At 65.1% G+C, this 12,160-nt stretch carries 13 protein-coding genes; 7 read left to right on the top strand and 6 right to left on the bottom strand.

Annotation, left to right across the window (positions count from 1 at the left end; translation table 11 throughout):
- Window positions 1-90 precede the first annotated feature (90 nt).
- Window positions 91-570 carry a hypothetical protein gene (locus ACE3P0_RS02755; protein WP_374399578.1) on the top strand — a complete coding sequence of 160 codons (480 nt, stop codon included), beginning with the start codon at window positions 91-93 and terminating at the stop codon, window positions 568-570.
- Window positions 571-639: 69 nt separating this feature from the next.
- On the opposite strand, the gene ACE3P0_RS02750 is transcribed toward ACE3P0_RS02755, so the two are convergent.
- From ACE3P0_RS02750 to ACE3P0_RS02740, 3 genes are all read right to left on the bottom strand, one after another.
- Entirely contained in the window at window positions 640-1,926 is a 1,287-nt protein-coding gene (locus tag ACE3P0_RS02750; RefSeq protein WP_374399577.1) for a TRAP transporter large permease, read from the bottom strand.
- Complete coding sequence (locus ACE3P0_RS02745) at window positions 1,923-2,636, bottom strand: TRAP transporter small permease (protein WP_374399575.1); 714 nt, start codon at window positions 2,634-2,636, stop codon at window positions 1,923-1,925. The genes ACE3P0_RS02750 and ACE3P0_RS02745 overlap by 4 nt, the downstream gene beginning before the upstream one ends.
- Window positions 2,637-2,733: 97 nt before the next feature.
- On the bottom strand, window positions 2,734-3,744 hold the full coding sequence (locus ACE3P0_RS02740) for a TRAP transporter substrate-binding protein (RefSeq protein WP_374399573.1): 1,011 nt from the start codon (window positions 3,742-3,744) through the stop codon (window positions 2,734-2,736).
- A gap of 201 nt (window positions 3,745-3,945) precedes the next feature.
- Here ACE3P0_RS02740 and ACE3P0_RS02735 point away from each other — a divergent pair, with 201 nt between their 5' ends.
- From ACE3P0_RS02735 to ACE3P0_RS02720, 4 genes are all read left to right on the top strand, one after another.
- A complete protein-coding gene (locus ACE3P0_RS02735; protein ID WP_374399571.1) occupies window positions 3,946-5,121 on the top strand; it encodes an HPP family protein in 1,176 nt (391 codons plus the stop codon).
- A 20-nt stretch (window positions 5,122-5,141) separates the two neighbouring features.
- The gene (locus tag ACE3P0_RS02730) at window positions 5,142-7,088 is read left to right on the top strand and encodes a PAS domain S-box protein (RefSeq protein WP_374399569.1); all 1,947 of its coding nucleotides are present in this window, start codon (window positions 5,142-5,144) and stop codon (window positions 7,086-7,088) included.
- Window positions 7,089-7,153: 65 nt separating this feature from the next.
- Window positions 7,154-7,762 carry a response regulator transcription factor gene (locus ACE3P0_RS02725; RefSeq protein WP_374399567.1) on the top strand — a complete coding sequence of 203 codons (609 nt, stop codon included), beginning with the start codon at window positions 7,154-7,156 and terminating at the stop codon, window positions 7,760-7,762.
- Window positions 7,759-8,379: a zf-TFIIB domain-containing protein gene (locus tag ACE3P0_RS02720; protein ID WP_374399566.1), complete on the top strand. Its 621-nt coding sequence runs from the start codon at window positions 7,759-7,761 to the stop codon at window positions 8,377-8,379. Before ACE3P0_RS02725 ends, ACE3P0_RS02720 begins: the two co-directional genes overlap by 4 nt.
- A gap of 15 nt (window positions 8,380-8,394) precedes the next feature.
- On the opposite strand, the gene ACE3P0_RS02715 is transcribed toward ACE3P0_RS02720, so the two are convergent.
- Genes ACE3P0_RS02715 through ACE3P0_RS02705 form a run of 3 tightly spaced genes read right to left on the bottom strand, consistent with a single transcriptional unit; the run spans window position 8,395 to window position 10,523 of the window.
- Entirely contained in the window at window positions 8,395-9,009 is a 615-nt protein-coding gene (locus ACE3P0_RS02715) for a DUF2238 domain-containing protein (RefSeq protein WP_374399564.1), read from the bottom strand.
- The gene (locus ACE3P0_RS02710; protein ID WP_374399562.1) at window positions 9,006-9,647 is read right to left on the bottom strand and encodes a glutathione S-transferase family protein; all 642 of its coding nucleotides are present in this window, start codon (window positions 9,645-9,647) and stop codon (window positions 9,006-9,008) included. Before ACE3P0_RS02710 ends, ACE3P0_RS02715 begins: the two co-directional genes overlap by 4 nt.
- 30 nt (window positions 9,648-9,677) lie before the next feature.
- A complete protein-coding gene (locus tag ACE3P0_RS02705) occupies window positions 9,678-10,523 on the bottom strand; it encodes a DUF4349 domain-containing protein (RefSeq protein ID WP_374399560.1) in 846 nt (281 codons plus the stop codon).
- A gap of 188 nt (window positions 10,524-10,711) precedes the next feature.
- On the opposite strand from ACE3P0_RS02705, the gene ACE3P0_RS02700 reads away from it, so the two are divergent.
- Together ACE3P0_RS02700 and dcd are read left to right on the top strand one after the other, a co-directional pair.
- On the top strand, window positions 10,712-11,263 hold the full coding sequence (locus ACE3P0_RS02700) for a hypothetical protein (protein ID WP_374399558.1): 552 nt from the start codon (window positions 10,712-10,714) through the stop codon (window positions 11,261-11,263).
- Between the two features lie 104 nt (window positions 11,264-11,367).
- Window positions 11,368-11,934 carry a dCTP deaminase gene (dcd, locus tag ACE3P0_RS02695; protein WP_172197420.1) on the top strand — a complete coding sequence of 189 codons (567 nt, stop codon included), beginning with the start codon at window positions 11,368-11,370 and terminating at the stop codon, window positions 11,932-11,934.
- Window positions 11,935-12,160 lie beyond the last annotated feature (226 nt).

Here is a 12,160-nt window from a genome sequence, read left to right as displayed (position 1 = left end):
CGGTCAATCGAGCGAATTTTCTGGCGCGGGAACGATAGTCCAGCACCCCGCTGAACCCCTAGACTCACGGCTTTCCCGTCGAAAGGACTCATGATGAAGCAACTCCTCGCTGCTCTGGTCTGCTCTGCCGCCCTACTCACTCCGCTGGCCGAAGCCGCCACGCCCGCGGCGCCGGATCCGGCCGCCGTGCAAGCGTTGCGCGATCAGATCCGCACCGACAAGAAGAAGGTGGTTGCCGACAACATGCTGCTGACCGCAGCCGAGGCAGACAAGTTCTGGCCGCTGTACGATCAGTACGAGAAGGCTGGCGCGCCGGTCCGCCAACGCCTGACGCTCGCGATGATCGACTTCGTCGCGGTGGATGCGAAACTCACCAACGCCAACGCAAAGCGCCTGGTCGGCGAAATCAATGCGGCCGAGCGGGACCTGCTCAAGTTGCGTGCCAGCTACTTCGACAAGATGGCGAAGGCGATCCCGGCCGCCAAGGCGGCGCGTTTCATGCAGATCGAAGCAAAGATCGACGCACTGCTGCGTTTTGACCAGGCTGCGACGATTCCGCTGGCGCAGTAAACGCATCTGAATGAACAAAAAGGGGCGCTTCGGGCGCCCCTTTTTCATTCCGGCGAACCAGATCGGCCACTACTGGATCATGCCCAGCATGCGCGGGAACCACAGCGACAAGGTTGGCACGTAAGTCACCAGCCCGAGGAATACCAGCATTGTCAGCAGCCATGGCCACACAGCAACCGTCAGTTCGGTGATGCCCATCTTGGTGATGCCGGAAGCGACGTACATGTTGAGCCCGACCGGCGGGTGGCACATGCCGACCTCCATGTTCACCGTGATCAGGATGCCAAAGTGCACCGGGTGGATGCCGAGCTTGGCCGCCACCGGGAACAGGATCGGCGCCATGATCAGCACGATCGACGAGGGCTCCATCACATTACCCGCCACCAGCAGCAGCACGTTTACCGCGAGCAGGAAGGCAATCGGCCCGAGGCCTTGCGCGAGCAGCCAGTCGGCCAGCTGCTGCGGGATGTTCTCGTTGGTCATGATGAAGGAGAACAGCACCGCGTTCGTGATGATGTAGAGCAGCATCGCGCTCATGTTGGCGGAATCGAGCAGCACCTTGCGCACGCCGGCAAGCGGCATGTCCTTGTACACGAACACCGCGACGATGAAGGCATACACGGCGCTCATCGCCGCCGCCTCGGTCGGCGTGAAGATGCCGGTGTAGATACCCCCCATCACGACGATGATCAGGAACAGGCCCCACATGGATTCGCGGAAGGCCTTGAGGCGCGCAGCCCAGCTCGCCTTGGCCTGCCGCGGGTAGCCGAATTTTCGCGCGCGATACCAGGTAGTGAAGCCGAGAAAGGCCGCCAGCATCAGCCCCGGCACCACGCCCGCCATGAACAGCGCACCGACTGAGGTGTTGGTGGCGACCGAGTACATCACCATCACGATCGAGGGTGGGATCAGGATGCCTAGCGCACCGGAGGTGGTGATCACACCAGCGCCGAAACGCTTCGGGAAACCGGCCTTGACCATCGCCGGCAGCAGGATCGAGCCGATGGCGACCACCGTCGCCGGCGACGAGCCGGACACCGCGGCGAACAGCGCGCAGGCCATGACGCCCGCCAGCCCCAGGCCACCATGCCAGTGGCCGACCATCGAGGTGGCGAAGTTGATCATCCGCCGCGCGACACCGCCATGAGTGAGGAAGTTGCCGGCCAGGATGAAGAACGGAATCGCCATGATTTCGAACTTCTCGATACCGGTGAAGAGCTTCAGCGCCACCGATTCGATCGGCACCTGCGTCATCGTGAAGAGGAAGGTCAGCACCGTCAGGCCAAGCGAAATCGAGATCGGCATGCCGGTCAGCATCAGGGCCAGCAACAGGCCGAAGATGATCAGCGCGCTCATTGCTTGCCCTCCTCGTCCGCATCGCGCTGCTGCGCGGCCTTGAAGCGGCGCGAACCACCGTAGCCGTGGGCGATGTCTTCGCCCTCGGCGAAGGCTTCGCCAACCGACGGCGGCTCGGCATCCGATTCCTCATCAAGGCCATCGACATGGCCATGGTCGTGATGCGGCAGCTCGCCGGTCTTCACGAAGGCCCAAGCCACTTGCAGGAAGCGGAAGCACATCAAGCCGGAACCGAGCGGAATCGCGGAATACACGATCCAGGTCGGCCATTCGAGGTCCGGCGTGGTCGGCCCTTCAAAAGTGTCACCGGGGATGCCCAGTTTGGAGAACAGCGCGTGGTGAAAACCGTTCTCCCACACAAACCGCGCACCCAGCGCCGCCACGATGCCAGTGAAGAAGGCGCCGGCACACAGGCCGAACAGCACGAACTTCGCGCGCTTGCGATCGTCGAGCCGGTTGATCAGCACATCCACGCCGACGTGGATGCCGGTACGCACGCCGTAGGCCGCGCCGAACTTCGCCATCCACACAAACATGATGATGCACAGCTCCTGCGCCCAGGAAAGGTTGATCGACAACAGCCAGTCCTGCAGGCCGGGAATGGCGAAGCCGGACAGGTAGCGGTGCAGCACGGCGACAAAGATGATCACCGTGGCCGCGCCCATCAGGGTCGCGATCAACCATTCCTCGATGTGATCGAGGATCTTCATTGGATGTCTCCGGATAAGAATCGGCCAAACATGGCCGGGCCGGCAGCGGGCACGCGGCAGTCCCCCCTAACCACCGCGCACCGCCCCGAAAAGGGGTTCAGGGGTTGGCCGGGTTGAATCCGGTCTCCTTGTAGATCGCCTTGATCAGCTCGGCGCCGACGCGCGACTCCTGCTCCTTGTGCACCTTGAGCAGCACCTTCTTCAGTTCGGCCTTCTCGGCCGGCGACAGCGCGAGCACTTGCGTCTTGCCCGACTTCTTCACCGCCTCCAGCGCGTCGGCGTTCTCCTTTTGCGCCACCGCGTCGGCGTAGCGGGTTGCCTGCGCCATCGCGTCTTCCAGCTGGGCGCGAATGTCGGCCGGCAAACCGTCCCAGAACTTCTTGTTCACGATCACGGCGTAGCCGAGGTAGCCATGGCCCGTCTGGGTCATGTACTTCTGCACCTCATGCATCTTCTGCGTGTAGAAGTTGGACGGCGGGTTTTCGGTGCCATCCACCACGCCGGTTTGCAGTGCCTGGTACACCTCGGAGAAAGCCATCACCTGCGGGTTGGCGCCAAGCGCCCGCATTTCCGAGTCGAGCACCTTGGACGACTGGATACGCATCTTGAGGCCCTTGAAGTCGGCCGGCGTCTTCAGCGGTTTGTTGGCCGAGAAGTCCTTGAATCCGTTGTCCCAGTAGGCGAGCCCGATGATGCCCTTGGGCTCCAGGCGCTTGAGCAGGTCCTTGCCGATCGGGCCGTTCGTCACCCGATGCAGCGCGTCATAGCCATCGAAGATGTAAGGAAGATCAAAAACCTCGAACTCCTTCACGCCGAGCGGGCCAAACTTCGCCAGCGACGGTGCCAGCATCTGGACCGCGCCCAGTTGCAGCGCCTCCATCTCTTCCTTGTCCTTGTACAACTGGCTGTTCGGGTACACCTCCACCTTCACGCGCCCGCCGGTCTTGGCCGCAGCAAGCTGGGCAAATCGCTCGGCGGCCTCGCCCTTCGGCGTGTTGCGTGCCACCACATGACTGAACTTGATCACGATCTGCTGCTGCGCCGCCACAGGCAGAGACCAGGTTGCAAGCGTGAGTAGCAGCGATGCGGCGAGTGTGCGACGTTGCATGGTGAAGTCTCCTTGGGCAATCTCGTGAAATCGGGCCGCGTGTTCAGGGCGGGCTGCGGATACTGGAGTTTTAGGGCCGCCGGCCCTATCGGGCCATTGTGGAGTTCCACAACCATGCGCGGTCCCGGGGAGCGGTGGCGGCTGCGCTAACATGCGCCTCCCGCGCCCCCAACGCCCCCAACGCCCCCGACGCCGAAAGCGATGCGATTCCGCGACACCCCGTTCATCCAGTGGCTCAGGTCATTGGCGCCCGCGCCAGTCACCGCCAACGCCACCGAGCGCCTGCGCGCCTGCGCGGGGGCCCTGCTGGGCATCCTGCTCACTGGCCTGATCACGCATGCGGTGTTGGGCAAAGGCAGCGATCTGCCACTGCTGATCGCACCAATGGGTGCCTCGGCCGTGCTGCTGTTCGGCGTACCGTCGAGCCCGCTTGCGCAGCCCTGGTCGATCATCGGCGGCAACCTTGTTGCAGCCTTGATCGGCGTATCGAGCTGGAAAATCTTCCACGACCCGCTGATGTCGGGCGCTTTCGCAGTGTGCATCGCGATCGGGGCGATGTTTGCGTTGCGCTGCCTGCATCCGCCGAGCGGCGCGGTGGCACTGACGGCGGTGCTGGGCGGCCCGGCAGTCCATGCGATGGGCTTCAGCTTTGCGCTGGCGCCTGTGCTGCTCAATTCCGCCGCGCTGCTGGCGGTGGCACTGGCCTTCAACAACCTCTCCGGCCGCCCCTATCCGCATCGACACCCGCCGGCGAAAACCCCTGAAGCGCCGCCCGATCGCCTAGGCTTCGTCGCCGCCGACCTCGACGCCGTGCTGCGTGAATACAACCAGGTGCTGGACATCGACCGTGACGATCTGCAATCGATGTTCCAGCAGGCCGAGGCACACGCCTACCGGCGCCGCATGGGCGAGATCACGATCGGCGACATCATGACGCGCGATGTCATCACCGCCGAGTTCGGCACCGAACTGCAGGACGCCTGGTCGCTGATGCGCGAACACCGCATCAAGGCGCTGCCGGTGGTCGATCGTGCAAACCGCGTGACCGGCATCATCACGCAGGTCGATTTCATGAAGCAGGTCGATCTTGACGCGTATCCAAGCTTCGACAAGCGGCTCAAGGCCTTGATCCGGCGCACCGCGAGCATGACGTCCGACAAGCCCGAAGTGGTCGGCCAGCTGATGAGCAGTCCGGTTCAGACTGCACACCCCGACATGCACCTCGTTACCCTGGTGCCGCTCCTGTCGGGTGGCGGGCACAGCCACATCCCGGTGATCGACGACGAACGCAGGCTGGTCGGCATCGTCACGCAGAGCGACATGGTCGCGGCGCTGTATCAGGGGCGGCTCGCCGAACCGGCCGCGCGAGCGAACTGAGCACCCAGGGAGTTGACGCGATGAGCATGCCGGCAGCCCCATCCCATCACAGCAGCGAGTGGTACTGGCGCTTGCCCGCACTCGCGCTGATCGCACTGGTGGCAGGCATCGCCGGCTTCGTCGCGCTCACGCTGCGGCAGGATCGAGAGGACCAGCGCGCAACACTCGTCTCCGATGTGCTCTGGATCGAGCAGAACCTGCGCTTCCAGCTTGAACGCAACGAAGGCGTGCTGCGCCAGCTGGCGCCCGACCTGTTCGCGGCCCCAGCGCCAAGCGAGCAAACGATCGCTCGGCTGCGCCAGCTCGCCGGCGGCGACAGCGGCGTGGTGCGTGTGCTGTGGGTGGACGCACGACTGTCGGCACGCGGCGCATGGCCGCCCGAGCTGCGGCCGGAAGACCCGGAGCTGGTGCAGGAAGCGGCGGACATCTCGCGCGCGTTCGGGCGCTCGGGCTACGCCTACCTGCCCGGCCCGCCAAGCGAGCCGAGCTTCGCCGTCGCCACGCCATGGCACGACGGGCGCAGCCTCGTCGGCTACGTCGTCGCCGTCTACAGCTTCCAGCAAATGCTGTCGACGCAGGTGCCGTGGTGGTTTTCGGAACGCTACCGGCTCTCCATCCTCGATCAGCGCGGCACCGTCGTTGCGGCCAAATCGCAGGTCGCCCCGCTCGCGGCGGAACTGAGCTACGAGATCCCCTTCGATCCGCCCGGCCACGGGCTCGCTTTGAAGGTTGAAGGCTACCGCAGCGGCACCCGGCTGGTGCCGCTCGCCTTCGCCGGCGCGGTCATCGCGTTCGCCGCCGCCACCGTGTGGAGCCTCTGGATGCTGCGCCGGCACATGCGGCGGCGGCAGTTGGCCGAACAGGCGCTGCGGCGCGAAATGGCGGTGCGCCAGGCGATGGAGGATTCGCTGCTGACCGGCCTGCGCGCGCGCGACCTGAGCGGCCGCATCACCTACGTGAACCCCGCCTTCTGCCGCATGTTCGGCTGGAGCGCCGAGGAACTGGTCGGCATGGCGCCGCCGATGCCCTACTGGGTGCCGGACGAGCTGGACCGCACCCGCGCCGTTCATGACAGCATCCTCGCCGGCGACGCCCCCTCGCAGGGCGTGGAGCTGCGCTTCCGGCGCAAGAACGGCGAAAAGTTCGACGTGCTGATCTACGAAGCACCGCTGATCGACGCCGACGGCAAGCACACCGGCTGGATGGGCTCGGTGCTGGACATCACCGAACGGCGCCGCGCCGAAGAACTGACCCGCCAGCAGCAGGAGAAACTGCAGTCCAACGCCCGCCTCGTCACCATGGGCGAAATGGCTTCATCCCTCGCGCACGAGCTGAACCAGCCGCTCGCCGCCATCACAAGCTACGCCACCGGCGCGCTCAACGCGCTGCGCAGCGGCAGCTTGCCGCAGAGCGAAATCGAAACCGCGATCGAAAAGCTCGCCCAGCAGGCCACGCGCGCCGGGCAGATCATCCGGCGGGTGCATGATTTCGTGCGCAAACGCGAATCCAACTTCCGCCCCGCGGTGATCAACGCCGCCGTGAAGGAAGCCTTCGAGCTGGTGCAATCGGAAGCACGCCGCCGCGCGGTGCTGCTGGTCAGTGAGCTGACGCCGGATCTTCCCCCCGTGCATGCCGACACCGTGATGCTCGAACAGGTGCTGGTGAACCTGATCCGCAACGGCTTTGATGCGATGCGCGACACCCCACCCGGCCGCCGGGCGCTGACGGTTCGCACGGCGCTGGTGGAGGGCTGGATACGCGTCACGGTCGCCGACCGCGGCAGCGGCATCGCACCGGAAGTCGGCGAGCGCATGTTCGAAGCGCTCTTCACCACCAAGGCGGAAGGCATGGGCATGGGGCTCAACATCTGCCGCTCGATCGCCGAACTGCACCACGGGCGGCTGTGGTTTGAAGCCAACCCGGAGGGCGGTACGCTCTTCCACCTGGCGCTGCCAATCAAGGTCTAGGATGGCAAGCAGCGCCGCATTGATCATCTGCAGTCCGGCCCTTATGCGGGCCGCCGGAGCCTGACATGGAACCGTTGGTACACATCGTTGATGACGACGAAGCCATCCGCGACGCGCTCGCGTGGCTGTTGAAAAGCCGCCGCCTCGCGTGCCGCACCTGGGCGAGCGGCGAAGACTTCCTCGCCGCGCTGGAGCCCTCGATGCGCGGCTGCGTGGTGCTCGATGTGCGCCTTGGCGGCATGAGCGGCCCGGAGTGTTTCGAGCAGATGCTCGCCCGTGGCGTGACGCTGCCGGTACTCTTCCTCACCGGTCACGCCGATGTGCCAACCGCGGTGCAACTCCTTCGGCGCGGCGCATGGCATTTCATGGAAAAGCCTTGCAACGACAACGAGCTGGTCGACCTGGTGCAGGAAGCGCTCGCCTTCGATGCCCGCAATCGCGCCGACCAGGGCTCGCGCGCCAACCTCGAAGCGCGGCTGGCTGCGCTGACACCGCGTGAGCAGGAAGTGATGAGCCGCATCCTCGAAGGCAAGCTCAACAAGCAGATCGCCGACGCGCTGGACATCTCGATGCGCACGGTGGAAGTCCACCGCGCCCGCATCTTCGACAAGATGGGCGTGCGCTCGGCGGTAGAGCTGTCGCAACTGCTGAGCCCGCTGCGCAAACCAACATGAGCACTGTCGCCCGCTGCCCCAACTGCGCCGCCGAGATGGCCCGGCTGTCACTCGCCGCGCACTACGGCGCCGTCGTCGAGATCGACCATTGCGCCGCCTGCCGGCTGCTCTGGTTCGACCAGATGGAAACCGCCAACCTCACGCACGACGGCTTGCTGGAACTCTTCCGCCTGATCGCTGCGAGCGAGGCGGCTGCCGAACGGCCGCTTGGCGAGCGCCTGCAGTGTCCGCGCTGCAGCGGCCCGCTCGAGCGCATCCACAACATGAGCCGCTACGGCCGCATGATCCACTTCCGTTGCCGCAAGGCGGACGGCCATGCGGTGACGCACGCGCAGTTCCTCGCCGAGAAAGGCCTGCTGCGCAACGTGGCCGAGGCGGATCTCGCACAGCCGAACCGACTGATGGCGGTTGCATGCCGGCAATGCGGTGCGCCGCTGCATGCCTTGCGCGACTGCAACTGCCCGTACTGCGGCGCGCCTGTGGTGATGCTGGACATCGAGCGTGCGGTCGAAAGCCTTGCTGGCCACGACCGTGAACGGCAGGACGTCGATGCACAGAAAAACGCCGAGCGCGACGCCCTCATCGAACGGCTGATGGCGACGCTCGACGGCCGCTGAAGCGCGGGCCGGGCGTTAACCGAGTCTCGCGATCTGCGCGTCGTGCAAACGGCGCAACAGTAACAGCCCCACTGCGGCACCGATGCCGGCGAGAAACATGTCGGACTGGGTATCCCAGGGGTCGCCCTGGGTGCCGAGAAACGCGTCTGCCCCCTGCCCGAGCGCCAGCGCGGTCCACCACTCGATCAGCTCGTACCAGGCGCTGATCGCCTCGGCCACGCACAGCGACAGGAAGGCCGCCATGCCGCGATGCGTCAGGTAGCCCTTGCGCAGCAGGATCTCGCGCGCCAGCAGCGCCGGCACCAGCCCCTGCATGAAGTGGCCCAGCTTGTCGTAGGGGTTGCGCGACAGCCCGAACCAGTCCTTCACCCAGAAACCGGCCGGCACCTCGGCGTAGGTCCAGGTTCCGCCCACGATCAGCACCAGCGCATGCAGCGCGATCAGCACGTAGAGCAAGGTCGTCAGCGGGAAGCGCTTGCGCGTGGCCCACAGCAGCGGCAGGGCGATCATCGCCGGCAGGGTTTCGAGCAACCAGGTCGGGTAGTCGTGCGGGTGGATCGCCGACGCCACGAAGGCCAGCATCACCCCAAAGTACAGCGCCGCCACGCCGCGGCCGCTTTGCATGCTCATGCCCATGGCTGCGGCAGCGCTTCCTGTTCGAACGCGCGGCGTACCGCCGGCCGCGCGAACATGCGCTCGATGAAGGGGCCCAGATGCGGCAGGCTGCGCGCAGGTCGCGCAAAGCCGCGCGTCCAGCGGCACAGCATCAGCGCGAAGAAGTCCGCCGCCGAGATGTGCTCACCGAGCAGCCAATCACCCCCATGGCGCGCGAATTCGGCATCCAGCAGATCGAGTTGGTCGCCGATTCGCGCCTCCGCATGCGCCTTCACCTGCGCCACCGCCTCCGGTGTGTCAGCCCAGCGTTCCGGGTAGTAGTAGATGATCAGTGCTGCCTGCAAGGTGTTGGTGAGCCAGCTCATCCATTTGTAGAAGTGCGCGCGCTGCGCGGTGCCCAACGCCGGTGCAAACCCGGCGCCCGGATGCGTATCAACGAGGTGAAGGCAGATCGCGGCGCTCTCGTACAGCACCAGATCGCCATCCACCAGCACCGGGATCAGACCATTCGGATTGAGCTTCAGATACTCGGGCGACTTGTGCGCGCCCTGCGTACGATCGACCAGCCGCAGCGCGTAAGGCACGCCAAGCTCTTCCAGCAGCATGTGCGGTGCCAAGCTCGCGTTGCTCGGGTAGTAATGCAGTTCAAGCATGAAACATCCTCACTGGGAATCCGGTTCAATTCAGTCTTGGTCGTGCTGGCGGCGGGATCGCAGGAAGCGCCATAGCAACCAGGCCGGCAGCAGCCAGACCAGCGCACCGGCAACGAAGGTAATCAGGGCGGACAGGCTGCCCGCGACGGTGTGCCCCACGCCAAGCAGCGCGTCACGCACCGGGTCCAGCATGCCGCGCTCCACGGCGCTGCGCTGTGAAAGGTAGTCGATCTCGAACAACTCGCGATCCGTCTCCAGCGCCAGCACCTTGCGTTGCGCCGCGAGGCTGTCGAGTTCGCCCTGGGTCTCGGCAAGCTGGCGCTCGATCTCAACCAGTTCCTTCACGCCGCTGCGCACATCGCCCATCAGCGCCCGCAAGCGTTCGCGAAGTTGCTGCAGGTTCGCAATACGGGCTTCGACGTCCACCACCTGCAGGGTGCGGTCTTCAGTGTCCGTAACCTGCCGCAGCACCCGTGCACCCGGCCCGGCCAGGCCCGCCGCGAAGGCCGACGCCTGCTTGCGAGCAACCCGCACCGCGATGCGGCCGCTGGGCAGCGAGTCGTTCGCCGGCGAACTGAAGCTCTCGCTTTGCACCACGCAGTCCAGCTCACGGCAGCGCTGAAGGTGTGCATCGATCACCGCCCGCATGCGCTGCGGTGCCGACTCGATCGTGTAGCGATGCGTCAGCGCGAGGTAACGCTGCTGCGCCGGCTCAGCCGATGCGGCCTCGCCCGCATCGGCGCGCTTGCTCAAGGCGGCGGGCGCCGCTGCCAGGTCGCCCGGCATCGGCGCCAATTCCTGCTTGCGACCACAAGCCGTCAGCACGCTCAGTGCAAGCAACAGATACAGGGGTAAAACGCGATAGGTCGGAGCCATTCGGCACGTCCGGGAGACGAAGCCCATGCGGGCAGGGCCGCCAGTTTGGCGCGCATGCGCCATCGCGACAAGACGGATCTCACAGTGCCACGGAGCGACTCATGCTAGCGTTCAGCGCTTTCCGCCTACGCCGACACCGCATTGGCGCAGGCGCTCTCTACACCATCAGATTCGATCGGGCTCCCTCAATGAAACGCATCCTCTCCGTACTGATCGCCAGCACGCTGGCAAGCCCTGTATTCGCCGCTGACCGCGTCGTGCTGCTGGCGCCGGTGACCTACACGCAAGACTCGAGCATCGTGCAGAAGGTCAAGGACGAGTGCCGCCCCGAAGAACAAGTCTCGCGCGCTATGACTTCGGCGCTTAACAAGAAGTACGGTGGCGGCAGCCCCATCAGCACCCAAGCCGAAGCGAATGGCGCTCAGGTCATGCGCATGCAGGTTTCGCATGTGCTGGGCGTTGGCGGTGGCGGCTGGAGCGGCCCGAAGGCAATCACGGTGTACGTCGAGTTGCTGGAGAACGGCAAGGTCGTCCGCAAGACGCGTGCGAACCGCTGGTCCACCGGCGGCATGTGGGGTGGTTTCAAGGGCACCTGCTCGATCCTGGATCGCTGCGCTGTGGCGCTCGCAAAGGATCTGACCCGCTGGGCCGGCGACCCGAGCTACAAGATCGAGGACGAAGCCGCACCCAAGGACGCAGCGCCGGAAGACAAGGCCGCAGCCGAGAAAACCAGCCTCTGAGCCCATGTCGGCATGCCGCGCCGGCCCTTCGCCGGTGTCGGCGTCCCGAAACCGGGGCGGACAGGTAGAATGGGCGGTTTAAATTTTCGCTGGAAGCTCGAACCGTGAGCATCAAATCCGATAAGTGGATCCGCCGCATGGCGGAACAGCACGGCATGATCGAGCCGTTTGCGCCCGAACTGGTGCGTTCGGTCAATGGCAACAAGATTGTCTCGTACGGCACCTCGAGCTACGGCTACGACGTGCGCGTGGCCAACGAATTCAAGGTGTTCACGAACATCAACTCGACGATCGTTGACCCCAAGGCCTTCGACGACAAGACCTTCGTGGACTTCACCGGCGACTACTGCATCATCCCGCCGAACTCGTTCGCCCTGGCCCGCACGGTGGAGTACTTCCGCATTCCGCGCTCGGTGCTGACGGTGTGCCTGGGCAAAAGTACCTACGCGCGCTGCGGCATCATCGTGAACGTGACCCCGCTCGAGCCCGAGTGGGAAGGCCATGTGACGCTGGAGTTCTCGAACACCACGCCACTGCCGGCGAAGATCTACGCGAACGAAGGCGTCGCGCAGATGCTGTTCTTCGAGAGCGACGAGATCTGCGAAACCTCGTACAAGGACCGCGGCGGCAAGTACCTCGGCCAGACCGGCGTAACGCTGCCGAAGATCTGAGCCCCGCGCTCGCGCACCCCGGACGGCCCTGCCTTTTCGCAGGGCCGTTTGTTTTGGATCAGCAGATATGTTCTCGGCGCCGTATCGACGAATTCCGCAAGCAATTGATCTGAAAGCGGTTTCCGCACGAGCACGACACGGTTTTCTGCATCTGCGACACAAGCCGCACCAAGCCACTTCCCCTGCAGCCTGACGCTGTTATCATTCGCGCCTTTCCGACGGGGGG

It is taken from the genome of Niveibacterium sp. (assembly GCF_041909475.1).
Lineage (GTDB): Bacteria > Pseudomonadota > Gammaproteobacteria > Burkholderiales > Rhodocyclaceae > Niveibacterium.
The sequence above is the reverse complement of the archived record's forward strand: the minus strand, read 5'-3'. Positions and strand labels throughout refer to the sequence as shown.

Excerpts from the sequence above, each read along its gene's own strand:
- ACE3P0_RS02715 (WP_374399564.1), bottom strand. The coding sequence starts at position 9,009 with ATGAGCATGCAAAGCGGCCGCGGCGTGGCGGCGCTGTACTTTGGGGTG.
- ACE3P0_RS02705 (WP_374399560.1), bottom strand. The coding sequence starts at position 10,523 with ATGGCTCCGACCTATCGCGTTTTACCCCTGTATCTGTTGCTTGCACTG.
- ACE3P0_RS02745 (WP_374399575.1), bottom strand. The coding sequence starts at position 2,636 with ATGAAGATCCTCGATCACATCGAGGAATGGTTGATCGCGACCCTGATG.
- ACE3P0_RS02710 (WP_374399562.1), bottom strand. The coding sequence starts at position 9,647 with ATGCTTGAACTGCATTACTACCCGAGCAACGCGAGCTTGGCACCGCAC.
- ACE3P0_RS02755 (WP_374399578.1), top strand. The coding sequence starts at position 91 with ATGATGAAGCAACTCCTCGCTGCTCTGGTCTGCTCTGCCGCCCTACTC.
- ACE3P0_RS02750 (WP_374399577.1), bottom strand. The coding sequence starts at position 1,926 with ATGAGCGCGCTGATCATCTTCGGCCTGTTGCTGGCCCTGATGCTGACC.
- ACE3P0_RS02735 (WP_374399571.1), top strand. The coding sequence starts at position 3,946 with ATGCGATTCCGCGACACCCCGTTCATCCAGTGGCTCAGGTCATTGGCG.
- ACE3P0_RS02740 (WP_374399573.1), bottom strand. The coding sequence starts at position 3,744 with ATGCAACGTCGCACACTCGCCGCATCGCTGCTACTCACGCTTGCAACC.
- ACE3P0_RS02725 (WP_374399567.1), top strand. The coding sequence starts at position 7,154 with ATGGAACCGTTGGTACACATCGTTGATGACGACGAAGCCATCCGCGAC.
- ACE3P0_RS02700 (WP_374399558.1), top strand. The coding sequence starts at position 10,712 with ATGAAACGCATCCTCTCCGTACTGATCGCCAGCACGCTGGCAAGCCCT.
- ACE3P0_RS02720 (WP_374399566.1), top strand. The coding sequence starts at position 7,759 with ATGAGCACTGTCGCCCGCTGCCCCAACTGCGCCGCCGAGATGGCCCGG.
- ACE3P0_RS02730 (WP_374399569.1), top strand. The coding sequence starts at position 5,142 with ATGAGCATGCCGGCAGCCCCATCCCATCACAGCAGCGAGTGGTACTGG.